The 22,457-nt window shown below is 63.5% G+C and carries 31 protein-coding genes and 3 pseudogenes; 18 read left to right on the top strand and 16 right to left on the bottom strand.

The genetic code is table 11. The features are described 5' to 3' along the window. Positions 1-213 precede the first annotated feature (213 nt). From AB5K84_RS16945 to AB5K84_RS16920, 6 genes are all read left to right on the top strand, one after another. Positions 214-618: a hypothetical protein gene (locus tag AB5K84_RS16945; protein ID WP_110117334.1), complete on the top strand. Its 405-nt coding sequence runs from the start codon at positions 214-216 to the stop codon at positions 616-618. Positions 619-627: 9 nt separating this feature from the next. Continuing rightward, complete coding sequence (locus AB5K84_RS16940) at positions 628-1,077, top strand: hypothetical protein (RefSeq protein ID WP_110116599.1); 450 nt, start codon at positions 628-630, stop codon at positions 1,075-1,077. Positions 1,078-1,079: 2 nt separating this feature from the next. After that, positions 1,080-1,808 (top strand): SOS response-associated peptidase, encoded by a 729-nt coding sequence (locus AB5K84_RS16935; protein ID WP_110116600.1) that lies wholly within the window; start codon positions 1,080-1,082, stop codon positions 1,806-1,808. A 117-nt stretch (positions 1,809-1,925) separates the two neighbouring features. After that, positions 1,926-2,789, top strand: coding sequence for a hypothetical protein (locus AB5K84_RS16930; RefSeq protein WP_162603643.1), 864 nt, complete (start codon positions 1,926-1,928; stop codon positions 2,787-2,789). Beyond that, positions 2,789-3,088 carry a hypothetical protein gene (locus tag AB5K84_RS16925; RefSeq protein ID WP_110116602.1) on the top strand — a complete coding sequence of 100 codons (300 nt, stop codon included), beginning with the start codon at positions 2,789-2,791 and terminating at the stop codon, positions 3,086-3,088. The genes AB5K84_RS16930 and AB5K84_RS16925 overlap by 1 nt, the downstream gene beginning before the upstream one ends. Positions 3,089-3,118: 30 nt before the next feature. Further along, positions 3,119-3,907: a hypothetical protein gene (locus tag AB5K84_RS16920; RefSeq protein WP_110116603.1), complete on the top strand. Its 789-nt coding sequence runs from the start codon at positions 3,119-3,121 to the stop codon at positions 3,905-3,907. 473 nt (positions 3,908-4,380) lie between these two features. On the opposite strand, the gene AB5K84_RS16915 is transcribed toward AB5K84_RS16920, so the two are convergent. From AB5K84_RS16915 to AB5K84_RS16905, 3 genes are all read right to left on the bottom strand, one after another. Next, positions 4,381-5,229, bottom strand: coding sequence for a hypothetical protein (locus AB5K84_RS16915; RefSeq protein ID WP_110116604.1), 849 nt, complete (start codon positions 5,227-5,229; stop codon positions 4,381-4,383). A 372-nt stretch (positions 5,230-5,601) separates the two neighbouring features. Then, complete coding sequence (locus AB5K84_RS16910) at positions 5,602-5,877, bottom strand: hypothetical protein (RefSeq protein ID WP_110116606.1); 276 nt, start codon at positions 5,875-5,877, stop codon at positions 5,602-5,604. A 190-nt stretch (positions 5,878-6,067) separates the two neighbouring features. After that, entirely contained in the window at positions 6,068-7,288 is a 1,221-nt protein-coding gene (locus AB5K84_RS16905; protein ID WP_110116607.1) for a hypothetical protein, read from the bottom strand. Between the two features lie 617 nt (positions 7,289-7,905). Here AB5K84_RS16905 and AB5K84_RS16900 point away from each other — a divergent pair. Continuing rightward, positions 7,906-8,172: a hypothetical protein gene (locus tag AB5K84_RS16900; RefSeq protein ID WP_110116609.1), complete on the top strand. Its 267-nt coding sequence runs from the start codon at positions 7,906-7,908 to the stop codon at positions 8,170-8,172. 9 nt (positions 8,173-8,181) lie between these two features. Here the strand turns inward: AB5K84_RS16900 and AB5K84_RS16895 are convergent. Further along, a pseudogene (locus AB5K84_RS16895) lies at positions 8,182-8,363 on the bottom strand (DUF3606 domain-containing protein). Positions 8,364-8,480: 117 nt separating this feature from the next. Between AB5K84_RS16895 and ligD the strand changes: the two are divergent. Continuing rightward, positions 8,481-9,399: pseudogene (gene ligD / locus AB5K84_RS16890) on the top strand (non-homologous end-joining DNA ligase). 193 nt (positions 9,400-9,592) lie between these two features. Here the strand turns inward: ligD and AB5K84_RS16885 are convergent. The 3 genes and pseudogenes from AB5K84_RS16885 to ku all read right to left on the bottom strand — a co-directional run bounded on the left by AB5K84_RS16885 (position 9,593) and on the right by ku (position 11,892). Beyond that, the gene (locus AB5K84_RS16885; protein ID WP_441232546.1) at positions 9,593-10,240 is read right to left on the bottom strand and encodes an adenylate/guanylate cyclase domain-containing protein; all 648 of its coding nucleotides are present in this window, start codon (positions 10,238-10,240) and stop codon (positions 9,593-9,595) included. 34 nt (positions 10,241-10,274) lie between these two features. Then, a pseudogene (locus AB5K84_RS16880) lies at positions 10,275-10,781 on the bottom strand (alpha/beta fold hydrolase); the annotation flags it as partial. A 187-nt stretch (positions 10,782-10,968) separates the two neighbouring features. Further along, entirely contained in the window at positions 10,969-11,892 is a 924-nt protein-coding gene (ku, locus tag AB5K84_RS16875; RefSeq protein WP_110116611.1) for a non-homologous end joining protein Ku, read from the bottom strand. A 168-nt stretch (positions 11,893-12,060) separates the two neighbouring features. Between ku and AB5K84_RS16870 the strand changes: the two genes are divergently transcribed. Then, positions 12,061-12,279, top strand: coding sequence for a hypothetical protein (locus AB5K84_RS16870; protein WP_110116612.1), 219 nt, complete (start codon positions 12,061-12,063; stop codon positions 12,277-12,279). A gap of 5 nt (positions 12,280-12,284) precedes the next feature. After that, the gene (locus tag AB5K84_RS16865) at positions 12,285-12,530 is read left to right on the top strand and encodes a hypothetical protein (protein WP_110116613.1); all 246 of its coding nucleotides are present in this window, start codon (positions 12,285-12,287) and stop codon (positions 12,528-12,530) included. 108 nt (positions 12,531-12,638) lie between these two features. On the opposite strand, the gene AB5K84_RS16860 is transcribed toward AB5K84_RS16865, so the two are convergent. Next, complete coding sequence (locus AB5K84_RS16860) at positions 12,639-12,938, bottom strand: helix-turn-helix domain-containing protein (RefSeq protein WP_110116614.1); 300 nt, start codon at positions 12,936-12,938, stop codon at positions 12,639-12,641. Between the two features lie 461 nt (positions 12,939-13,399). Here AB5K84_RS16860 and AB5K84_RS16855 point away from each other — a divergent pair, with 461 nt between their 5' ends. After that, entirely contained in the window at positions 13,400-13,612 is a 213-nt protein-coding gene (locus AB5K84_RS16855; RefSeq protein WP_110116615.1) for a hypothetical protein, read from the top strand. A 45-nt stretch (positions 13,613-13,657) separates the two neighbouring features. On the opposite strand, the gene AB5K84_RS16850 is transcribed toward AB5K84_RS16855, so the two are convergent. Both AB5K84_RS16850 and AB5K84_RS16845 read right to left on the bottom strand, forming a co-directional pair. Next, positions 13,658-14,167 (bottom strand): hypothetical protein, encoded by a 510-nt coding sequence (locus AB5K84_RS16850; RefSeq protein ID WP_110116616.1) that lies wholly within the window; start codon positions 14,165-14,167, stop codon positions 13,658-13,660. Between the two features lie 66 nt (positions 14,168-14,233). After that, positions 14,234-14,578: a hypothetical protein gene (locus AB5K84_RS16845; protein ID WP_110116617.1), complete on the bottom strand. Its 345-nt coding sequence runs from the start codon at positions 14,576-14,578 to the stop codon at positions 14,234-14,236. A 226-nt stretch (positions 14,579-14,804) separates the two neighbouring features. Here AB5K84_RS16845 and AB5K84_RS16840 point away from each other — a divergent pair, with 226 nt between their 5' ends. Beyond that, positions 14,805-15,701, top strand: a complete 897-nt coding sequence (locus tag AB5K84_RS16840; RefSeq protein WP_110116618.1) for a 3'-5' exonuclease — start codon at positions 14,805-14,807, stop codon at positions 15,699-15,701. Between the two features lie 48 nt (positions 15,702-15,749). Here the strand turns inward: AB5K84_RS16840 and AB5K84_RS16835 are convergent, their stop codons facing one another. Then, positions 15,750-16,112: a PRC-barrel domain-containing protein gene (locus AB5K84_RS16835; protein WP_304548181.1), complete on the bottom strand. Its 363-nt coding sequence runs from the start codon at positions 16,110-16,112 to the stop codon at positions 15,750-15,752. A gap of 43 nt (positions 16,113-16,155) precedes the next feature. Between AB5K84_RS16835 and AB5K84_RS16830 the strand changes: the two genes are divergently transcribed. After that, the gene (locus tag AB5K84_RS16830; RefSeq protein ID WP_231166504.1) at positions 16,156-16,407 is read left to right on the top strand and encodes a hypothetical protein; all 252 of its coding nucleotides are present in this window, start codon (positions 16,156-16,158) and stop codon (positions 16,405-16,407) included. A gap of 193 nt (positions 16,408-16,600) precedes the next feature. On the opposite strand, the gene AB5K84_RS16825 is transcribed toward AB5K84_RS16830, so the two are convergent. From AB5K84_RS16825 to hspD, 4 genes are all read right to left on the bottom strand, one after another. Next, positions 16,601-17,833 (bottom strand): glycosyltransferase family 4 protein, encoded by a 1,233-nt coding sequence (locus tag AB5K84_RS16825; RefSeq protein WP_441232545.1) that lies wholly within the window; start codon positions 17,831-17,833, stop codon positions 16,601-16,603. Further along, positions 17,830-18,051, bottom strand: coding sequence for a hypothetical protein (locus tag AB5K84_RS16820; RefSeq protein ID WP_028160473.1), 222 nt, complete (start codon positions 18,049-18,051; stop codon positions 17,830-17,832). Before AB5K84_RS16820 ends, AB5K84_RS16825 begins: the two co-directional genes overlap by 4 nt. A 10-nt stretch (positions 18,052-18,061) precedes the next feature. Next, positions 18,062-18,391: a hypothetical protein gene (locus AB5K84_RS16815; RefSeq protein WP_011087974.1), complete on the bottom strand. Its 330-nt coding sequence runs from the start codon at positions 18,389-18,391 to the stop codon at positions 18,062-18,064. Positions 18,392-18,458: 67 nt separating this feature from the next. Then, positions 18,459-18,935, bottom strand: a complete 477-nt coding sequence (gene hspD / locus AB5K84_RS16810; RefSeq protein ID WP_441232793.1) for a small heat shock protein HspD — start codon at positions 18,933-18,935, stop codon at positions 18,459-18,461. Positions 18,936-19,394: 459 nt separating this feature from the next. On the opposite strand from hspD, the gene hspE reads away from it, so the two are divergent. The 4 genes from hspE (at position 19,395) to AB5K84_RS16790 (ending at position 21,570) form a co-directional block, all read left to right on the top strand. Then, the gene (gene hspE, locus AB5K84_RS16805) at positions 19,395-19,847 is read left to right on the top strand and encodes a small heat shock protein HspE (RefSeq protein ID WP_028160471.1); all 453 of its coding nucleotides are present in this window, start codon (positions 19,395-19,397) and stop codon (positions 19,845-19,847) included. A 93-nt stretch (positions 19,848-19,940) separates the two neighbouring features. Further along, entirely contained in the window at positions 19,941-20,432 is a 492-nt protein-coding gene (locus AB5K84_RS16800) for an Hsp20/alpha crystallin family protein (RefSeq protein ID WP_011087977.1), read from the top strand. Between the two features lie 53 nt (positions 20,433-20,485). Next, entirely contained in the window at positions 20,486-21,202 is a 717-nt protein-coding gene (locus AB5K84_RS16795) for an ETC complex I subunit (RefSeq protein ID WP_011087978.1), read from the top strand. A gap of 44 nt (positions 21,203-21,246) precedes the next feature. Further along, a complete protein-coding gene (locus AB5K84_RS16790; RefSeq protein ID WP_231166505.1) occupies positions 21,247-21,570 on the top strand; it encodes a DUF2905 domain-containing protein in 324 nt (107 codons plus the stop codon). Positions 21,571-21,649: 79 nt separating this feature from the next. Here the strand turns inward: AB5K84_RS16790 and AB5K84_RS16785 are convergent, their stop codons facing one another. Beyond that, the gene (locus AB5K84_RS16785) at positions 21,650-21,853 is read right to left on the bottom strand and encodes a hypothetical protein (RefSeq protein WP_011087980.1); all 204 of its coding nucleotides are present in this window, start codon (positions 21,851-21,853) and stop codon (positions 21,650-21,652) included. 273 nt (positions 21,854-22,126) lie between these two features. Between AB5K84_RS16785 and groES the strand changes: the two genes are divergently transcribed. Further along, positions 22,127-22,441 carry a co-chaperone GroES gene (gene groES, locus AB5K84_RS16780; RefSeq protein ID WP_028171493.1) on the top strand — a complete coding sequence of 105 codons (315 nt, stop codon included), beginning with the start codon at positions 22,127-22,129 and terminating at the stop codon, positions 22,439-22,441. Positions 22,442-22,457: the final 16 nt, after the last annotated feature.

Genomic DNA, 22,457 nt, shown 5'->3' with positions numbered 1-22,457 from the left:
CTTCCGGACCTCGATAGGCGGCACTCGCGGCCGCCATCACATTCGAGGGTTGTCCTCAGAACTCAAGCTAACCAAGGCTGTAGGAGCATCGCAATAGCGTGCTGACTACAATACACGGCCAGGTTCTGCTGCGCCGGCGACCGAGCTGGGGTAGACGGCCGCCTCACCGAAATCCGACTCGACTCCTTTGTTCACGATATGTTCTAATTGGGCATGACCGACCGCTCCGCATCCTGGCGTATGCCGACCCGCAAGCAGATGGACGTGTTGGCCCGCCACGTCGGCAGAAACGCGCCTCCCGGGAGCGGATTGGCTCCGGACGACGACCTGCCGCCCGAATACTGGCAGGCGCTCCTGCACGACCCTCGCGTCGACCGAGCCAATTTAGCAGGCCGTCAGCCCGAGCGCTCGCTGCGGCTGGACCAAATTCCGAGGCACCTGCTGAGGGTGGGCTGCAGTCGCTGCGGAAGAGTGGTCGAGATCCAGAAAGTCGATGCCGTCCGCCTGCACGGTCCAGACGCGGCCTGGCGGGACGTCGGCCAGCGCCTGCTGGACAAAACCTGCACGAACCGGACCGGCCGCTATGAGGAAGACGGCTGCTGGCCGCAATTTGAGTAGGCGCCGGCGATGGCGCCGAAGCACCACCCGCCCCCCTTGTCCGGAGGCGACCGCAAGGCCCTTGCCAAAGAACTCGGTCGCGCTCGCGCTATGACTTCGATCCTGGCCGCGCAGTCCGCCGAGGCACGGGCGAAGGGCGAGGCCTTGATCCGCCAGGCCGACAAGCTCCTGTGCGAATCTTGGAACGAGCGGATTTGGAGCGACGGCGAGCCGATCGACCCGTCGCCGACGATCGATCAGGCTCTGAATGGTGGCTACCCATGGATCGAGATCGAGTGCTCCCGCTGCAGGACCAAGCGGGACGTCGACTTGGCCGCGCTGCCCCATCCGCCGACAACCTTCGTCCATGACTTGGCGAGCCGACTTCGCTGCAGCAAATGCGCCAAGGCTAATCGCCGGCCCGCTGCCACGCTGCTACAGTTGGCGCAGCGCCCTCGCCAGGCCGCTCCGGAGACCTGACGATGTGCAACCTCTACAGCATCACGACCAACCAGGCCGCGATCAGCGCGCTCTTCCGCGTCGTCAATCGGTACGTCGGCAACCTTGCGCCGATGCCCGGCGTCTTTCCGGACTATAAGGCGCCGATCGTGTGGAATGGCGCCGATGGCCGGGAGCTCGCGACCGCGCGCTGGGGCATGCCGTCGTCGTCGAAGGCGCTCATGGACGCGACGAAGAAGCGCGCAGAGAAACTGCAGGCCAAGGGCAAGGCCGTGGATTTCAAGGAATTGCTCCGGATGGAGCCCGACGGCGGCACGACCAACATCCGGAACGTGACGTCGAAGCATTGGACTCGCTGGCTAGGGCCGGAGCACCGCTGCGTCGTCCCCTTCAACTCGTTCAGCGAGTTCAATAAGGCCGAGGGCGGCGATATCTGGTTCGCGCTCGACGAGAGCCGTCCGCTCGTCTGCTTCGCCGGCATCTGGACCAACTGGACCTCGGTCCGGAAGGTCAAGGAAGGCGAGACCACCAACGACCTCTACGCGTTCCTGACGACGGAGACGAACGCGGAGGTCGGTGCAATCCATCCGAAGGCGATGCCGGTGATCTTGACGACGCCGGACGAGGTCGAGACCTGGATGACCGCGCCGGCCGACGAGGCCTTGAAGCTGCAGCGCCCGCTTCCGGACGGGACGCTTAAGATCGTTGCCCGCGGCGTCAAGGAAGATCAGGCCCTGACGCAATATGCATAAATAAAAAATAAATCGCATATTCCTCTTGCCTCAGGTCGATTTCTCGTTCATACAGACCATGCACAATGATTTGCATATTTGCATGGAGCTGAAATGGCCGAATTTACCAAGGAGCAGATGCTCGACGAGCTGCGGACGATCTTCCTGTTCGAAGCCGACCACGTCCTGATCAGTTCGGGCGCCGCCAAAGCGGCGGCGTTCATCGGCTTTCCGCCCGGCGACAAGGGCGAGTACGTCCACGAACCAGCCTCGAAGGTCGACCTTTCGCTGTTCGCCGACATCACGGCCTCGTTCGAGCGGGCCTACGAATTCGTGTTCAATCGCAGTCGCCTGAACACGTTCGGCGAGCACGAAGTGCAGGATCTCCAGGTCTTCATGGAAGGCACGCCTCGCGTCGGAGGCATCTCGTCGGGTGGCGAGATGCACCGGTTCATGACGCCGGAGGGCTGCTGCCGCGCCGTCGCGGACGCCGCTCTCGCCAGATGGAAGCTCGAATGGGCGGGCGACGAATCCGCGAAGTTCACGACCCGCGAGCTGGCCTTGCTCGCCAACATGAGCGAGGGCGCCGTGCGCATGGCGATCTCGGACAAGACCGAGGCACGTCTGAAGACCATTCCGGGATCGAAGCCGGTGGCGGTCGACTTCGCGGAAGCCAAGCGGTGGTTGTCCGGACGCCGCGGATTCGTGCCTTGGCCCGAGCGTGCTGCGGACGATCGCTTCCTGGCACGTGCGATCCGGGACGCCGAAACGCCGAAGGAGTTCGCGCGTCTCGTCGAAAGCATCGCAGGCGGCGGTGCCGCCGCTCGACTTGCGGCAGATCTGGGCTGGGCGGCGACGGATGTGCAGCCTTGGTTGGACGGGTCCTTCGACTTCGACGCCGATCGCGCCGGCCGGATCGCCAAGGCTCTGGATCTGGATGTCCCGTTGTTCGTCGGCAAGGCCCTAGAAGTCACCCTCCGCTCTTCGAAGGGAGGCTGCTGATGCATGCCGAGGCAATCAGCGATTTGCCGCTGACCGTGCATTCGCGGGCGCGCCTGCAGCAGCGCGCCATTCCGCCGCTCGTCGTCGACCTGTTGATGCAGTTCGGGTCGGCTTCGCGCGCCAACGGAGCGGAGCGGCTGATGTTCGACAAGACGGCAATCAAGCGGCTCCGCCATCACCTGGGCGGAGACCGCGGCTTGAAGCTCGTCGAGCGCTGGCTCGGCGTGTACGCGGTCGTCGGCGACAACGGTCTCCTGGTGACCGCCGCGCACAAGCAGGAACGCTTCCGGCGCCGCTGACAGGATCATCGCAACCAAGGGGGGCTCGAAATGGAAATCGCCGCCACATTCAAAAACGCCATCGCGAAATCCGGCAAAGACGCCGCGCCGCTGCTCATCGGCTCGGAGGGGCGCTACTCTCTCGAATACGTGCCGTTCGAGCACGTAAACACCGAGGCGCGGTTGGTGATCGTGGGCATCACGCCCGGACCGAAGCAGCGCGACGACGCCTACGTGGAGGCGAAGCTGCTGCTGCGCCGAGGACTGACAGACGAGGAAATCCTCCGCAGAACGAAGAAGCATGCGGCCTTCGGCGGACCGGCCATGCGTCCAAATCTCGAGCGCATGCTCGATGCGATGGGTGTCATGGACCTCGTCGCAGGCGGCCGGGCCGCCGAACTCTGGGCGGGCCGAGCCGATTTGCTTCACGCGACGTCGGTCGTCCCGCATGCGGCCTTCGTAGGCGGCAAGCCGTTCGCCGGATCGTTCGAGGAAATCCTGCGTGTCGAACTGCTGCGCCGTTGCTTCGAGCGGGACTTCCTGCCGACCTTGTCCCGCCTCGCCCGCGATGCGCACTACATCGCGCTCGGGCCGACGCCGTCCGCGGCGCTGTCGTTCGCCGCCGACAAGGGACTGATCGACCGAAGTCAGATACTCGGATGGTTGGCGCATCCGTCGAAGCGGGGCGGCAGCCAGGTTTCGGTCTATCTCGGCGAGAAGAAGATCTCGGAACTCGACCCGAAGGATCCCGTCCGACATCGCGCCGGTGCGCTCGTCGCCGCAGCGGAGGAATTGCGAAAGCGCTTGGGCGCAAGCCTCGAGGCGCGGGCGGTCGCATGAACCGATGCCGCGGCGCCTTTCCGCGCGAGGAGTTCTAGATCGAAGACCATGCGCTCGCCGTCCCCGATGGCGCCGATCATCATCGAGGGCCTCCTGTATGCGAACGGAACACGTGGACAAGCCGAAGCTCTGTCGATTGCGAATCCCTGACCCGTGCCAACCGCCCGGAACGAGCAGGAGGGCGGAAGGATTCGTCCAGGCAGGAGCGCTCTCGATGATGACGACGAAGGAACGACGACCGCCGATCCGGACGCTGCCCGGCTGGGCGATCTCCGTGCTGCAGGAGACCGGGTCATCCACGGGTGCGAGCAACACGGCCGAATGCAGGATCGTTCCGACCCGCACGCCGGGAGCGCGGCGTGGATATCGCACGGCAGCATCAGCCGTCCGGCGTTTCTCCGGAGGAGGCCGTGGCCGAGGTGCCCGATGTCCTGGATTCGATCGGCGACATCTGTCCGGAATGCGCACCCAAGCTATGATCCCGCAACGGCGGGAGGTGCGGGTTCCTCGGTGTCCACATAACGATCGAGAACCTGTTTGATGATCTTCCCGTCGTAAACCATGTACCTGCCTCGCCGAGCGTCGGTGATGATGCCGGCGAAGCCAACGTAGGCGAAGTTGCCGTCATCCAAGCCGATGAAGAAGACCGGTGCTCCACTGAAGCCATTCGGATCGTCTGGCTCCGCAGGATCGCGACGGTCTGGCACCATTGGACGTCGATTTTCCGTATCCATGAGCGCCGGTCCGTCCAACTGCAGGTAAACCCTCATCCAGCGCGCGACCACGTCCGCAGCCACGGCTACGTGCTCTTCATCGAAGACGATGTCGTAGGCGGCCTCATCAAGCGGATACCCGAACGTAAACATCAGCTTCAATCGATCGGGCGGACATGTGTCCAACGTACGCTCCAGGTCGAGCGACAGCGCTGCGCCCCTTATGTTGAACTCACCCCGCACATCTTCAAATTCGGCAAGGAACAGATCGCCGAAGTTCGCATGCTCTTCGGCTTTGAAGCTCAATTTGGTGATCCGATTGGGGTTCAACCCGTGAAGCTGCCCTTTGACGTCGCGGAACGTCAGCGTGAAATCCTCGCCACGCCTCTGCAGGGATCCTTTTCCGAATTGATGGCGAGTACAGAGGGCGAAATTCCGTCCACGGTACCTGAACACGAATGCAGAGCCGAACACCGCAAGATCAACAGGCCCCTCCTCGGAATGAACAAAAGCAGGCACACAAAAGCGCCTCAGCGCATCTGGCGCGCTTTTGAACGGCACCAGGACGCCGTTTATCTCGATAGCCAACTTCGCTGTTGCCGGCAGCATTCTGTCGCTCGATTTCAAACCAACTCCCATACGGCAATCGAGCAAAGGCAATCAAGCCGACTTCCGTTGGGGCCTCGCCGTCGTCTTCTTTGCCGCCAACCTTGCGCGTTACGAATTGCTCGGCGGCCGCAGCGGGCTCTCGGCCCAGCCGCGGGCGCCCGGATCATGGAGCGGGTCGATCCCGTCGCACTCTGCGCAAACATAGCGCTCCCGCCGGCCGTCTTCAGTCTCGTCCGCGACGCGCCTCATCGGGGCGCCGCAGACCGGACACGTCTTTCGCATCGCGTTCAGCATCGCCATGGCTGCGTCCCCTGCCGCCGAATTATTTATCCGGCGGTCGGCCCAGCACCTGCCCCTCGCCTTCGCTTAGGGCTAATGCCTGACCCTGGAGCCGACAGCCATCTTCACCGGCTCGCGAGACACCTGAAACTCCCCTTCGCCATCGAAGCGGAGGCCCATCGTGCCGAGCAGCGCCCGGCCGTGTTCGGCACTCACCGGATAGGCAGCCATCGGCTCCGGATCTTCCGGGAAGTCAGTGCCGACCACAGCGCGGGCGGCTTCGACGCTCAGCGTCTGGCTCGCGCCTTCGAAGAGGAGTTCGTCGGTCTCGGGATGCCAAACGCAAACCACCGTAGCGAGATATCGCATCAAGTTTCTCTTTCTGCCGCGGCCGCCGTCCACCGATCGTCGTCACGCCCCGTGCCTGGATGTCGAGCATTCCGTAGTGATGCCGCCGCGTTCTCCCGAGCCAACGAGGCATTTCAACGGCCCTTTGGGGACGGCGCCATCAACTCCGCGAAAGCGGCTAAAAGGGCGAACCGGATTCGCGCCTCGCGCGCTAATACCCGACCGCGGGGTCCGCGATGAAGAATAGCCCCACTGCGTTCTTCATCAGCAGAAAGTGGACCCGATCGAACTCGGCCTCGCTCTCCGTCTTGTCCTTCAGGCCATTGAGCAACGAAATCACCAACTCGCCCTGCTTCTGGCGGTCACCCGTCGGGTTCAGCATCCGTGCTACGATCATGAAGGTCGTCACCGCCTGTACCGTGGCCACCGAGACGGTGCCGTCCGGATTGTGCAGAACGGTGATTTCGGTTGCCAGCGGATCGTCGTTCTCCGATGCCGTGGTCACGAAAATCCGTTCGTTCACCTTGAAGCGGCACGCGGTCTTCACCATGGCGGCGCAGCCCAGGCTCGTGGCCCGCAGGTCAAAATTCATGGAAGCCGCCATCTCGTTGAACCTGAGATGAAAGTCGCCGGCGACGATTCCCAGCTTTGCGCTTTTGGCGCCGCCACCGAGCTCCTTCCGCTGAGAGAGCTCCGCGGCCCGCTGCCCGGCAATCGCCTCGCGGCGCGCCTTCTCCTGCACATCCACGCGACCTCTGATCTCCGCAAGCCGCTGCTCGGCCGCCTGTCGCGCTTGCCTGGCCGCCTCGGCCTCCTTCGCCACTTCGGCGATCTTCGGCTCCTCGACCTCGGCCCGCCGCAGCGCCTCCTCGGCGGCCTCACGGTCGCGCTTGGCCTGTTCCTGCAGCCGCTCTCGTTCCCGACGGGCACGATCTTCGGCGAGCCGACGAGCTTCCGCGGCCGCCTCCCTGTCACGCTCAGCCTGCTTCGCGAGCTGTTCCTGCTCCCGGAGGACCTGCTCCTCCGCAAGCTTGCGCTTCGCCTCCATCCCCGCCCGCTCGGCCGTCGCTTGGGCCCGCGCCGGTTCGATGAAGTTCCGCTTCAGGCGCGAAACCGTCTGCGAGATGTGCGCTTCGATCTTCTCGGGAGTCGGGTTTGCCGTACCGAGAGCGAATATCGCATTCCGTCGAACGCATGCCGAATAGACGCTCACGAATTCGTCGAGGTCTTCATCGGTCCATGCGTCCGCCGGACGCCCGAGGAAGGCTCTATCTCCCGGCCGCACGTAACCTTCCATGAGCTGCAACGGCCCGGGCTGGCAGCCGCCCTTGGAATCCAGCCACGACTGGACGTAGCCGGCGTCGGCGACGCCGGCTACGAAGAGCACGCCCAACGCCGCGCCCGACAAGATCATCAAATTCCGAAAGCTCATCCGAATCCCCGCACTTCCCGAGGCGAAGCCCAATCACGATTTGCGCGGGATGTCATCAGCTAGACGAATAGACGAGATCGAGGACGCCTTACGGATCGGACCCTTCGGGCCTTGCCTGCGCGAAGGCGCGGAACACACACGAACGGATCGGTGGCGGCGGCTCGCATTCGAGCCCACATCGATGACGACGAAAAAGGAAAAGCGAGACTCTGCGTCGTATCGTCAGGGTCCGGACGCAAAATGGCCGCAGACGCACGGCCTGCGGCCCACCGGAAAAATATGAACAGCGATGAAATGCGCCAGCCCCGGTGCTACAAGGACAAATAGCTCGTCCGCGCTTTTTTTGGATTCCGTGAATCTACGGATCACGGCGCTGCCATCACGGCGGCTCCAAGCTCGCGGTCACTCTCGTTGGTGCCCGAACCCGACGGCGCCCTGAAGATCGTCGCGACAGGCGAAAAGGAGGATCCCGCCTTTGACCGCCTAGGAGCCGCTGCGTGCAGGTCGGCGGAACACGTGGACAGCCGGAGCTACCGCGATCGCGAATCCCTGGCCCGTGCTAACCGCCCGGAACGAGCGGGCGGGCTGAAGGATTCGTCCCGGCAGGAGCGATCTCGATGCTGATGACGAAGGAACGACAACGGCCGGCGATCCGGACGCTGCGCGGGTGGGCGATCAACGTGCTGCAGGAGGCCGGCGCCATCCACGAATGCGAGGAGCACGGGTGGATGCGGGACCGGGCCGATCCGCATGCCCGCCAGCGTGCGCTCGATCTCGCCCGCCGGGAGCCGCCGCGGGGCGTCTCTCCGGAAGAGGCGCTCGCCGAGGTTCGCGACGTGCTGGACTCGATCGGCGATACCTGTCCCGACTGCCCGCCGGAATAGGCCGCGGCTTCAGCGACCGAGACGCTTCTCGACCCGCTTCCTGGAGCTTCTGACCTTCTTGACGGCCTTCTTCACCGCCGGAGCGGAACGGCCCGTCTTCTTCGCTTCGTACCGACCTCGTAGTCCTGCCCGCCGGCCACCCGAGCCCGGTCCTGCTTGCGCCCGCGCGCCGTCTTCTTCGCTGTCGCCATTTAGTCCTCCTTGCCGTTGAGTCGATGAAGGTCCAACGCGGCATAGGATTCACATGTTCCGGAACGAACGCAGCTGTGCCAGTTTGAATCACCGTTGGTGTTGCGTGGAGTTCGCGAGTGGCGTTGCCGCGAGGAAAACCGGCGATCGGTGTCAAGGCGCCTTTCCCGGGCTTCGTCGAACCGGCCCTGGCATCCTCGATCGAGAAGGTGCCGTCCGGAGCGCGGTGGATTCACGAAATCAAGTTTCGACGGCTACCGCGTCCAGGTCCACCTGGCCAACCAGGCGATCACGATCTTCACCCGGCGCGGGCACGACTGGACGAATCGCTTTCGCAAAGCGGCGGATGATGCCTGGCACATTAAGGCCGGATCGGCCATCATCGACGGCGAAATCGTGGTGCCGGCAGCAGACGGCAGCACCGACTTCTCCGTACTGCAGAACGAGCTCTAGGGCTCCTCGAAGAGCATCGTCCTGGTGGCGTTCGACCTGCTCTACCTGAACGGCCGCGACATCCGGAAGGAGCCGCTGCTCCGTCGCAAGGCCGAGCTCAAGAAGATCATCGCTGGCACCGACGTGCAATTCAGCGAAAGCTTTGAGATCGACGGGAAGGCGATGTTCGCGCACGCCTGCAAGCTCGGCCTCGAAGGCGTGGTTTCGAAGGTGCGCGACAGCGCTTATGCGAGCGGGCGCGGCAACGCTTGGGTCAAGAAGACGTGCGCCCAGCGGGAGACGCTGGCCATCGCCGGCTTCGCTCTCGACGAGGGCAAGTGGGACGGCATCTACCTTGGCCGGCGCAAGGGCGGCGACCTGGTCTACGCCGGCAAAGTCGACCACGGCTTCGACAAGGCTTCCGCCGCCGACCTGCAGAAGCGACTGAGACCCCTGATCCGGAAGACGCAGCCCTACGCCAAGCGCATTGCCCACAAGGGCGTCTGGGTCGAGCCAAAGCTGCTCGCCGAAATTGAGTACCGCGCAAAGTCTGCGGAAGGAAAGGTCCGCCACCCCTTTTTCAAGGGTTTGCGCGAAGATCTGTGATGTATTGACTTCGATTCGGTTCTGGAAGCGGACGACGGGATCAACGCAACGAGGTGGCGCCTCCCGGCCGGCCTCTAGCGGGCGGCGGCAGGGCAGGCGACGACAGCCATCGATCGATGCTGGCTGCCTTTTCGATGGCGCGATTTTTTGCTGCCGAAATCGGGATGGTTAATCCTTCGATGCCAGCCCAGAACTAGCCGGCGGCCGCGAAAAGATCCCACTTACCCGGCAGCCCCTTCAGCTCATACGAACCGCGTTCGCTGAACCGCAGTCCTGCACCCGCGACGAGGTCGGTCACTACGCGCGAGACCAGCACCTCGTCAGGGCCGGACTGGGACATGACGCGGGCCGCGGCATGGACCGCGATGCCGCCGATGTCGCCCCCTCTCATCTCGATCTCTCCGGTATGCAGACCCGCCCGCACCGGAAGACCGATCTGCCGGGCAGCATTGCTGAACGACAACGCGCAGCGGATAGCCCGGCCCGGCCCATCGAACGTCGCGAGCACCCCATCGCCGGTGGTCTTCACCAGATTGCCGCGATGTCGCTCGATCAACTGTCGGGCGAGCGCGTCATGCTGGTCCAGCCGGCTTCGCCACCGCTGGTCGCCGACCTCGGCTGCCTGCCGCGTCGAATCTACGATGTCCGTGAACATGACGGTCGCGAGGATGCGCTCCAGGTCGGCAGCTCCCGCATCGCGGTGGCCTGTCACGAACTCCTCGATATCGCCGACCACTGTCTCGGTATCGCCGGTCCAGAACGCGTGATCGCCGGTCGGATATTCGATGTACTTCGCGCCGGGGATTCCCGCCGCCATACGACGGCCCAGGGCGACCGGCACCTGCGCGTCCGTCGCCCGGTGCGGCGCCCGGACTGCTCGCCAGCTTCTCGAACTTGGCGATGCGCGCGACAGCCTCCGGATTGGAGGCGTCGCTCGCGAAGACGTTTCCCAGAAACGCTCCATTCCCCCAACGTTTCACAAGATTTGCCAGCCTTTCCTCGGCGGCCGACGGGGTCAGGTTGGGCGGAAAAAGATCGGCGACGCGAGCAAGCCCGCCGAACAGAACCAGGTGAGATACACGGTCCGGGTAGGTGGTCGCGAACAGAACGCTCATGGAGGCGCCCTCGGAGAATCCGACCAGCGCGGCACGCTGAGAGCCGACCGCATCCATGACCGCGCGGACATCATCAATACGCTCATCGAGAGAGGGTACGTCGGCCAGCCTGTCCGAGAGGCCCTGCCCTCTTTTGTCGAAGGCGATGACCCTGGAGAACTTGGCCAACCGGCGAAGAACCTGCGTGTAGCCCGGCAGCTCATGTTGATAGTCGATATGCGAGATGATGCCGGGGACCAGGACTATGTCGATCGGCCCGTTACCCATCACCTGGTAGGCGATGCTGAAATCGCCACTCTGCGCATATTGCGTCTCGGGCAATCCTAGTTCAGCCACGGCCAGCCCCGCTGCTCCCTGGTTCTGGCCGAACTATCGAGCATATCGCATAGAAGATCAACGGAGCTGTCGGATCTCCGCGTTCGATCAAAAGAGAGGGGACGGAAGCGGGCCCGTTCTAAGCGGACCTGCGTTGCGGCCGGGCCGACGCCTTCTTCGCCGCCGTCTCCTTCGGCTTTTTGCCCTCGATCGGCATCAGCATTTCCTTCTGGCCGCTCGACGCCTTGCGCGCGTTCTTGGCGGGCTTGCCGGCCTTCGCCGGCGCGGCCTCCTGGCCCACGCTTCGGCGCAGCGCCTCCATGAGATCGACGACGTTGCGGGCGGCGGGCCGCTCCTTCGGCGTGATCGGCTTGCCGGCGCGCTTCTGGTTGATGAGGTCGATCAGCGCGGTTTCGTAGTGGTCCTCGAATTTCTCCGGCTCGAACCGACCCGTCTTCTGGTTCACGATGTGCTTGGCGAGATCGAGCATGTCCTTCGTCAGCTTCACCTGCTGGATATCCTCGAAATACTCCTGCTCCGAACGTACTTCGTAGGGGTAGCGCAGCAGCGTGCCGACAAGTCCCTTGTCCAGCGGCTCGAGTGCGATGATGTGCTCGCGGTTGGTCAGCACGACCCTGCCGATCGCGATCTTGTCCATATCGCGGATGGTCTCGCGGATCACCGCGAAGGCGTCATGGCCGACCTTGCCGTCGGGACGCAGGTAGTAGGGGCGGATCAAGTATCTCGGGTCGATGTCCGCCTTGTCGACGAACTCGTCGATCTCGATCGTCCTGGTCGACTCCAGCGCGATCTCTTCGAGCTCCTCCTTGGTGACCTCGATGAACTGGTCCTTCTCGAGCTGATAGCCCTTGACGATGTCCTCGTTCGGCACCTCGTCGCCGGTGTCGGCGTCGACCTTCAGGTACTTGATGCGGTGGCCGGTCTGCCGGTTGAGCTGATTGAACGAGATCTTCTCGGACTCGGAGGTGGCCGGATAGAGCGCCACCGGACAGGTCACCAGGGACAGACGCAGGAAACCTTTCCAGTTGGCACGCGGGGCCATGTACGCAGAACTCCGTTGGGGAAGGCCTGGATTCAAGACGAACGGGCGGGGCCAGTTCCGACAAGGACACCTTCCCCGGCGAAGATTCATCCGCACGGACGGCCAGCGCCAGCGGAAATCCAGCGCACACCCGTTGACTCTCGTGGAACAAATCAAGAACATAGAGGCATGTCCGCCGCTGCCGAACCCGCCGCGCCCGCCGAGGGCGACCTTGAGATCGCCGCCGACCAGGCCATCGAGGCCTGCGGCGGAGACGTCCGGGAGGCGGTGAAGGCGCTGCTGGTGACCGTAAATTTTCTCGAGGCCGAGCTCGACGCGCTTCGGGCATCGGTCTCTACCGGCTATGCGCGAGGCCGGTTCGATCGGTCGCGCGATCGCAAGGAGTAACTGCGATGGACGTCACCTACTACGTCGCCCTGCCCTTCATGGCCGCCGACGACGGATTCGCCGCCGGCGAGGCGACCGAGTGCCTCTCGGCGAACGCCGCCGTGATGCGCGCCGAGGCGCTCTCGCGCAAGCCCGGCATCATGGGCGCGGTCGCCTTCTCGCGGACCGGCGACCCGTCGAGCGGCGAGTTCGGCGACGCCAAAGTGATCCGGAAGTTCGGCGAAGTGCCGGACGATCTCAGCGCCTTGTGACCTGCGGGTACGGCGGAGCGCAGACGCCTCAATCCCGGGCGCGAGTGCGCGCCCGATTTCGTGCTCCAGCGCGTCCAGCACTTCGACGCTTCCCTGTGCCCAATTGGGCTAGTTTTCCAGGGTAATCGAAACCTTTACGCCGAGACGCGTGAGGTAGCGGTAGAGGCGGTCGATGCTGTAGGTACCGAACCCTCCGTTGAGAAGTTCGGAAACTTTAGGCTGCGCCAGCCCCATGATTTCGCCGGCCTTTGCTTGCGTCAGCCCGCGGGCGTCAATCACATCGGAGAGTTTGCCGACGAGCGTGGACTTGAGCATCTCCTCATCTGGGTTCGGAAGCCCTAGATCGGCGAACACGTTACCGGATCCGATGGTCCAGTCGGATTCTTTCTTGCGCTCAGTGCGGTTCATGGTTCTTAGCCTTCTTTCGGTCTGTCTCCGCTTGCCCAAGCATCCAGCGCGCCCCCACGGCAGCGCTTTCGACAATCTACCTCCGAGCCCCCTCGAATACCGGTGCCGATTTCGTTCGGGCGCTACTTGGCCGGCGGGCGCAGCGGGCCGTCCGCCCACTTGCGGGCCGTCGGATCGTGCAGCGGGTCGTCGTCGCAATTGGTGCAAACGCGTAGCGCAAGCGCCTCTCGACGGCTTCGTCGGGCAAAGCCGTCATCGGCTTGCCGCATGCGGGCAGGCCTTCCTGACCGGATAGAGCACCGCCATCTGATTTCCCCTGCGATGGCCACTCTAGTTCCGGCAGCCTCGCCGGCACAAGCGGATCGCGCAAAGTTGTCCGAGACCGCCATGGCGCTCGCGCTGCTTGACTCCCCGGACACGGGCCACTCAACTCGCCGCAGCGATGTCGTGTGGGGTGCGTCATGGAGCAGGAGTTCTATCGGGGTCTCGCGCATCGGGTCCGGACTCTTGCCGAGAAGGCCGACCCGTTCACCAGGCGGCGCCTGCTGGAGCTGGCCAAGCGGTACGATGCGAAGGGCGGTCAGGAATCGCGACCCACGCCGCCCGAGCGTCCACTGCCCGCACCGCGCACCACGCCGCCGGCCTCGATCTTCTCCGGACCGGGCGAGGCCTGACCGGCCCTCGCAACGGAAGCCGCATCCCTGTCGGACGCATAGCCGTCAGGTCGTCGGCTCCTCTTCGAGCGGCACGTCGTCCTCGGTCAGCTTGGTCTCGATCCGCAGGCTGTTCAGCCTGGCGCTACGATGCCGAAACCGGGTGCCCCGCATCAGGACGAACTTGAACCGGCCGGCGATCAGCATCTGCAGGATCGGCGTCAGCGCGTCCCACGGGATTCCGATGTTGCCCAAGATGGCGTCCTCGGTGGCACTGAGCGACCCGAGCGCGATCGGCTTCAGGTCCTTGCGCCGCTCCTCTTCGAGGTCGGACGAAGGCAGCAGCGAGATCTCCGCCCTGTCGGTCTTCAGTCCCGCCGGCCGTAGCAGCCGCCCCTTGATCTGGAGATGGCGGAATTCGTGGTAGGGATCGATCGGCTGGCGCTCCATGTTGAGCGAAAACGAGTAGCCCCAGTCCCAACCGTCGATCTCGACGACGTAGTCGACGAACTCCTCCGGCAGCCGGCGCCGGCGCTCCTTCTTCGCAGGTCTCGTCGGCTTCGGCTCGGCGGTCATCCGCTTGGTCCGCGCTTCCTCGTCCGGCGCCAGGCTATCCGAGTCGGGCCCGGGCGTCGAAATCGGCTACGACGGCCCCGCACCCGCCGCCGCGACCTTGCGCAGCGTCGCGACCCACCTCTTCAGATCGGCGGCTCGGGTCTCGAACGCCGGACCGTCCATGCCGGCGAACTCGGCCCACCACCGCGACGCCTGCGGTTCGTAAAGCTGTTCGTCGAAGACCACCATGAACTGCGCTTGCACCGGCTCGTTCTCGCGCAGGCGGCCGCGCAGCACGGGGACGGCGCCTGCGGCCTCGGCCACCGCCCCTCTCCGCGAGGTATCGTTCTCGAGAGCCTCGTCGACTTTCTCCTCGATGAAATCGAGAAGGTCGAGGACGAATGCGGCGAAGTCGCTACGTCGGGGTGTCATTGCAGTTGCTCCGTTCGATGAAGGTACGGGACGGAGTAGCCGCCGAAGGTTTCACATGGGTCTCATTCGCAGTCGGCCTGCAAAGATTCTCGATTATCGGCGACCCCCATCCAGACCGGACCGGACCGGGACGAGTCGAAAACGCCGTGAATCGCCTGTTTTTCTGGTACCTCATGCAGCTGTCTTATGTCACACCGCTGTTGGACAGCCGAAATCCCGAGCACCGATGCTTCACGAGCCGACCGATCTGGCAGCGATGGCCCAGGCCTTGAGCCTGTCGCCCGACTACCGCGTGCTTCGTCGCCTCGTCGCCCGGCCGACGTACGTCCCAACCATCGGCCAAGAGGTCAGGACCGGCATTCTGCTCGACACCGAGACGACGGGCCTCGATCACGCCAAGGACGAGATTATTGAGCTCGGCATGGTCAAGTTCGACTACATGCAGGACGGGCGGATCGTCGGCGTCAGAGACACGTTTTCCGCCTTCAACGAGCCGAGTGCCCCGATTTCAGAGGAAGTGACAGCACTCACCGGCATCACCAACGAAATGGTTGCTGGCCACAAATTCGATGATGCCGCCGTAACGGCCTTCGCCGAAAGCGGGGTCATTACGATCGCGCATAACAGCGCTTTCGATAGGAGGTTCGCGGAGCGCTACTGGCCCGTGTTCGAGCACAAGGCCTGGGGCTGCAGCATGAGCGAGATCGACTGGCGCAAACATGGTTTCGCCGGATCGCAGCTCGGCTATCTGCTGCACGGCGCGGGCTTCTTCCATCAGGCGCACCGCGCCGTCGACGACTGCCACGCGCTGCTGGAAGTCCTCGCCTTCGAGCTTCCGACCACGGGCTCGACCGCGCTCGCGCTCCTGCTAGAGACCGCGCGCAAGGCGACCCTGCGGGTCTGGGCGGAGCAGACCGCGTTCGAGCTCAAGGATTCCTTGAAGCGCAGGGGCTATCGCTGGAACGACGGCAGCGACGGACGACCCAAGTCCTGGTTCATAGACGTCGACGAGACCGCTCTCGACGACGAGATCGCGTTCCTGCGGACGGAGATCTACATGCGGGACGTCGAGCCCAGCGTGCAGCGGTTGACCGCCTTCACTCGGTTCTCCGGGCGGATCTGAGCAGGCAAACCTCCGCCGTCAGGTAGCCAGGCATCCAAGTGCGCCGTATCAAGCCACCGGCACGCCGTAGTAGGCGTTCACGGAGCGCGTGGTGGCGGGGTCGCTCCAATTCCAACTGCTCTCGTCGGCATATTTGGGGGCGCCGCGGAGCTGGTCCTGGGTGATGCCGGTGACATAGCCGCCGAGGTTGGTGTCGTACTTCAGCGCCTGCCAGGGCAGCGGATAGTGATCGTCGCCGATGCCGAGCAGGCCGCCGAAGCTCAGCACCGCGTACGACACCTTGCCGCTGATCTTGTCGATCATGACGCGCTCGACGTAGCCGACCTTTTCGCCGTCGACCCCGTAGACATTCGTGCCCTCGACCTTGTCGCTTCCGATCAGGCTGAAGGTCTCGCGATCTTCCATGGTCATGTTGACCTCCCGGATGTTGTCTTCTGGAGTCAACGGGAGGACGATGGCCCCGTTCCTGGCTGAAAGCGTCGGTGGCCTTGTTCTGGATGAGCGGAGTTCGAGGATGGAGCTGGCCGAGCTGGAGCGCGAATTTTTGAGGAAGCTGCTCGGCGAATCCTGGGTCAGCCCGCCGATGTTCGACCATGAGATCGTGGCACGGCTGGTGGAGCTGGGTCTCGTGGAAACCGAGCCGCTTCCATCTGGCGATATCGAATACCGGATCACTGACGCGGGCCGAGCGGCGGCTACCGCGTAAACGTAGATCGGCAGATGCAGCAGGTCCTGAAGGGCATCGGCCGGTGATCAAAAGGGTGGAACGGAGGCAAGGCTGGGGCGGCATCGTCGGAGCTTGCACGGCACTAGGCCGCACACGCCTCAGGACCAGCCACGGGGAGTGCGGATCTTAGCGCCCTGTGATGGCGATCGCCGGACAAGGACGCCGACGGAATTCAGGCCTCCAGCCCCAGGCTCGCGCCACATCCTGAAGTTCGTTTTTGCTTCGCCCCCGCTGCGCCCTTCCGACGACCTTCTTCGGGTCGCATGATGACCTGTTCAAGCGCATCCAGCCGACCTATCGCGGGCGACCCTTCCAAACTACGCGCGGCCTTCGCGGATAAGGCGGCAACGGCCGAAATCTTGGTCTGCCGCGCAGCGTGGCTACGGAGAATGGAGTGGTAAATTTTCACGTAGTCCGATGCCATGCGACGGGAGGAGAACCGCTCCTCGAAGCGCATCCGGATCGCTTTCCGGTCCAACGCCAACAGCTCTGGAATGGCCTGCACCGCCTCATCGAGGCTTGAGACGATGCGCCCGGTCAGCCCGTCCTCGACGATCTCCGGGACCGATCCGCAGCGGAAGGCAAGCACCGGCGTTCCGCAGGCCATGGCCTCGATCATGACCAGCCCGAACGGCTCGGGCCAATCGATGGGGAAAAGCAATCCGGCCGCCCGGCCGAGAAACTCGGTCTTGGCGCTCTCGTTGATCTCGCCAACGAACTCGACGTCCGTCCCGTTCAAGAGTGGCGCGATGACCTGCTGGAAGTAGGCCTCGTCGACCTTATCAACCTTCGCCGCAATCTTAAGCGGCACGCCCGCAGCCCGCGCAATGGCAATGGCGCGGTCGGGCCGTTTCTCGGGCGAGATGCGACCAAGAAACGCAAGGTAGCCGCCCGCCGACGTCCAGGTCGACTTGTGAAGATCGACCGGGATGCCGTGATATACGGTTCCGACGAATTTCGCGCTGGGCAATGGCGCCCGTTGCGCGTTGGAGATGGAGATCAGCGGCATCTCCGAAAACCAGCGATAGAACGGCATGTGATCGGCAAGGTCCTGCCGGCCATGCAGCGTCGTCACTGCCCGTCCGGACTCCGATCGGAACAGAGGAAAGTGCAAGTAGTCGACGTGAAAGTGCAGGATGTCGAAATCGTCAGCGCGCTCCCGCACCTTGTCGAGCATCAGCGCGTGATGCGGGATCGGGTCGCGGGCGTCCGGATCGAGGCGCAACGCCCGGGGCACGCACGGAACGAGTTCGGCGGAGGTGATGGAATCGCCGCTGGCGAAAAGCGTGACCTGATGACCTTGCCTGATCAGCTCCTCGGTCAAATATGAAACGACCCGCTCCGTTCCGCCATACAGCCGTGGCGGGACGCTCTCGAAGAGCGGCGCAATCTGCGCGATCCTCATTCATTCCTCCCGTACAGCCAGTCACACCCGTTAAAGGCCGACGCCAGTTCAGTGGCCCCGAGCGCGGGGATGACCCGCGAGCCGTCGGTCTGGACGTGGCGCGCCTGCACGGGCTTCTTTCTGTCGATGCTCCAGGTCTTCGCATCCTGTTGCAACCGGCTCGTCCAGCGCTGCTCCAGACGGTCGATTACGTAACGGGGTAGACGGATATCTTCCATGGGATCCTCCTCACGCCGCCAGCACCCGCGACGTGGAAAACCGTCGCTTTGGCTTTCCGCCGGGCGGATTGCGCGGATTGCGTGGGCCGCCATCCAGATCGCATAATGCATCCAGGATGGCATCGATGCTGACAGGCGCCTTCAGTCCATGGGGCGCACGAAGCCCCGGACATGACGCAATCGCCGAAGCGTCGGAAGCCCAGGAGGCGAGGATCGCCCGCTTCTCGGCCAGCGAAAGCGACGGATGCCTAACCACGTCCTTGGGATGCTCGAAGACGGTGCCGGGGTGCAGGAGCGCTTGGAAGTCGAAGACGTTGTCGGTGGCGGTCGTCGGCCGCATGTTTTCCTCCCTTCGAAGACGAGTGGATGGACGGCCCGTAGACCGGGCCGCCGCAATACGTACTGGTTCAAGCCGCCCTGGATTCGAGCTTGTGCAGGTTGTCCGGCGTCGCTCCATTGATGGCGATCCGTCGCGGCTTCATGGCCTCGGGAATCTCCCGGACGAGTTCGATCTTGAGCAGACCGTTGTCGAAGGACGCGTTCTTGACCTGAACGTAGTCGGCCAGGTTGAACTGGCGCTTGAACGCGCGGGTCGAGATGCCGCGGTACATAAATTCGCGTTCAGTCTTGTCCGTCTTGTTGCCCTCGATCGTCACGACGTTCTGCTCGGCCGTCACCGAGATTTCGTCGGGAGAGAAGCCGGCCACCGCGAGCGAAATCTGGTAGCGATCGTCGCCGAGCCGTTCGATGTTGTAGGGCGGGTAATTGTCCTCGGTCGCGCGCTGGGCGGATTCAGCGAGGTCGAAAAGGCGGTCGAAACCGATGGTCGAACGCCAGAGCGGTGAGAAGTCGTAACTGCCATAGCCAGATCCTCCACGGAGCAAAATGGTTACGAGCGGCACCGGACACGACCGGTGCCCGTCTCTGGATTCGCCGAGCCCGTCAGGCGCCCGGAGAGCCGCCCTGCGGCGGCGACTCGAAAATTAGAGAAACCGAGTTTGGTTTCAAGGGAGGGCCGGAAAATTTTCAGCCATCCGGGGCCGTCTAGATAACGGGCTTCCGCAGTGCCACCAGGGCGGGGCTACATGAGGCCCGCTCCGAGTCTTTGCCCGTCGTCGGCCGACGCGGCGATGTTCGACTTTCCAGGAGCCTTCGTGTGGCATGACCGGTCCGTCGGCCGGTCGCTTCTCTGTCCTACACTCCTCTTGAAACAAAATCGCCCCATCCTAGTTTTTGTGCAGCCACGCGGGAGCGTGGCGCCGGATGCCTCTCGGGTCCGGCAGACGCCATCGGGCAGAATCCGATGTTGCTCCTATCCATATTGCTCAGAGGAGGATGTGGTTATGAGAACCTACGATCTATCACCCTTCTGGCGTTCGACCATCGGGTTCGACCGCCTCTTAAATCTGGTGAACGATACGGTAGACAACGGCGACACTTACCCGCCGTATGATATCGAGCGCACCAGCGAGGACCAGTACCGGATTTCGCTGGCGCTGGTCGGCTTCACCCCGGACGACGTGGCGATCACCGCAGAGCGCTCGACGCTCACGGTCGAAGGCCGCAAGACCGACGAGGATGAACGCGACTACCTGTATCGTGGAATCTCCGTCCGGCCCTTCCGGCGCGTATTCAACCTGGCCGACTACGTCCAGGTCAAGGACGCGACGTTCGAAGACGGCCTGCTCAGGATTGCCCTGACTCGGGAAATGCCGGAGGCGCTGAAGCCGCGTCAAATCGCGATCGACGTTGCCGGCAACGACCACCAGAGGAGCGATCGGACGCAGGCGGCCTGACACTGGCTGCTGCCCATCGAACCGCTGCGCGGCTAGGTCCGCGCTGCGGACTGCTGGCCCATTGACGACCAAACCCAAGAAAGGAGGACCACAATGGCACTACGCGAACTCATTCCGTGGAACAACGGCTCCCGCAATCTGCCTGCGCGACGCACCGAGGTAGACAACCCGTTTCTCTCGCTGCATCGCGAGATGAATCGGCTGTTCGACGACGTGTTTCGCGGCGTCGATATCGGCCAGTTCGCCCCGCCGGCGACAATGGGGTGGCCGAGCGTCGAGTTCAACGAGACCGACAAGGAAGTGAAAGTTATCGCCGAGCTTCCCGGCATCGAACAGAAAGACGTCGAGGTCGAACTTGCCGACGGCGTGCTGACGATCAGCGGCGAGAAGAAGAGCGAAACGAAAGACAAGGAGCGTCGCTTCAGCGAGCGCTACTACGGACGTTTCGAGCGGCGCATTCCCGTCGACGACGTCGACCAGGATAAAGTCGCCGCGTCCTTCAAGGACGGGATCCTCACCGTCACGCTGCCGAAGTCGCCTACGGAACAGCGGAAGGTGAAAAGGATCGCAATCAATGGAAAGTAAGACGAAGCGGACGGGAGCCCAGCTCCCGCCCGCCCGGCTCGAAGGAGGCGTTCATGAACGTCACGCCTTTATCGGCACATTCGGACTTTACGGCGCGCCGGCCCGTCCCGGAGCCGGTGGTGACGAAGTCGGTATTTCCGGCGGATGCGCAGGCCGTGATCTACAAGCCTACCCCCTCGCCGATGACTTCGGGACGTGCGCGCGCCCAGCGCTGGACGCTGCGTTTCGAGCGCCGCTCGGCCCCGTACATCGAACCCCTGATGGGTTGGACCGGCGACGACGATCCCCTCTCGCAGGTCGAACTTTCGTTCCCGTCCGCCGAAGCCGCCATCGCATATGCGCGCCGCCAAGGTCTGCAATACTCAGTGGAGGGCTTGCCGGCGCAGGGGGCGAAGCCGCGCCTGATTTCGGACAATCCCGACGTTGAGGGCCCAGCCGCCAGCCAGCAGCGCCGCCGGCGGCTGGAATGGATTGAGCGGACCCTTGGGCGGGAGGTGATCCGCCACGGGTTCGGGCCTGGGGCTGAACCTGCCGAGAGCTACGCGGATCCGCACCAGGTGCTGCTGGACAGCAATCTGTCGCCAACGCGAAAGCGCGACATCCTGCGGCGCTGGGCTCTTCATGCCTCTCAGATTGAGACGGAGCACTCGAAAGGCAACTTGCTGGCGACGCCTTCCCATCTCCAGGAGGTGATCGACGCGCTACTCGATCTCGAGGAGCCGCAGATTACGGAAGCATCCTTCGAGCATGTCGACAGAAAGGCAAGCTGACTTCGAGCGCAGGTGGTCGGCCCGCTCACGGCGGGGCGCCTAACTTGGCAAAGGCCTATCGCACTCAAGCGGACGTGTTGAAGGCTAAGCGAAAGCAGGAAAAGAAGCGACGACGACCCAGGCATCTGAAATTGGCCTTTGATCTTCAAGCCGCAGGATCGGCAACAATGGCGCGCTTTCTGATTACTCTCGGCATTGTAAGTCTAATGGCCGGCCTGCTGTGGCCTTATCTCAGCCGGATCGGTCTGGGTCGGTTGCCCGGCGACGTCGTGATCGAACGGGAGAGTATGACGTTCTATTTCCCTTTGATGACATGTTTGCTTTTGAGCGCAGTGCTCAGCCTGGTCTATTGGGTCCTGAACCGCTGAAGAGCGCAGCCCAAGCGGAGCTTGGTCTGGCCATGCGTGCACCTCGCCGGTGCTTCTGGCACCGCGCCTCAGTTTGCCTTCATCTGAAATTGGCGATCGAATGGTGCTTCGCCGGCGCCATCTCCAAAGGACTCGATGCAGCGACTTGCGGGCTTGGCGGCTCAATCTCCGCCGGTTTTGACCCGTCGGACGAACCCAGAATGTACAGGAGGCCGGCGACCAACATGAGACCTGCGCACAGCACCGCCAGACCAGCAGTCACCACGTCGCGATAGTCGTCCATGTTCGTCGTTCTTGGCGGGTTCTACATTCGCTGAAGCCTCAATCCGCAGTCAGCTCCGGAGCGAGGGCGATGAATGGAAGATCTCTTTCCAATTAACTGGTCGAGCCAAATCCGCCGTTCAAGACCGCGGTTGGCAGTCAGACGGCCGGGGTGACAAAAATTTTTAAAAGACCTCTTGAACGGCCGTTTTTCGGATCCTAGGTCGTTTTCGCCCGGGGGCCGGTTGCCCGGACCCGGTTTTTGGACATCGCTGAACTGACATGGAGGATGTGTATGCATTTCCGCCCGCTGCACGACCGCGTGCTTGTGCGCCGCATTGATGCCGAGGAAAAGACCGCCGGCGGCATCATCATTCCCGACACCGCAAAGGAGAAGCCGCAGGAAGGCGAGATCATCGCCGCGGGCTCCGGTGGCAGAAACGAGCAAGGCCAGTTGATCCCGATCGATGTCAAGCCGGGAGACCGCGTTTTGTTCGGCAAATGGTCGGGTACTGAAGTGAAGATCGACGGCCAGGACTACTTGATCATGAAGGAGAGCGATCTTCTGGGCGTGGTCGACAAGACCGGCTCGGTCAAAAAGGCCGCCTGAGCACAACTTGCGAAGC

It is taken from the genome of Bradyrhizobium sp. 1200_D9_N1_1, from assembly GCF_052075915.1.
Taxonomy (GTDB): domain Bacteria; phylum Pseudomonadota; class Alphaproteobacteria; order Rhizobiales; family Xanthobacteraceae; genus Bradyrhizobium; species Bradyrhizobium diazoefficiens.
This window is presented reverse-complemented; position numbering and strand designations above follow the sequence as displayed.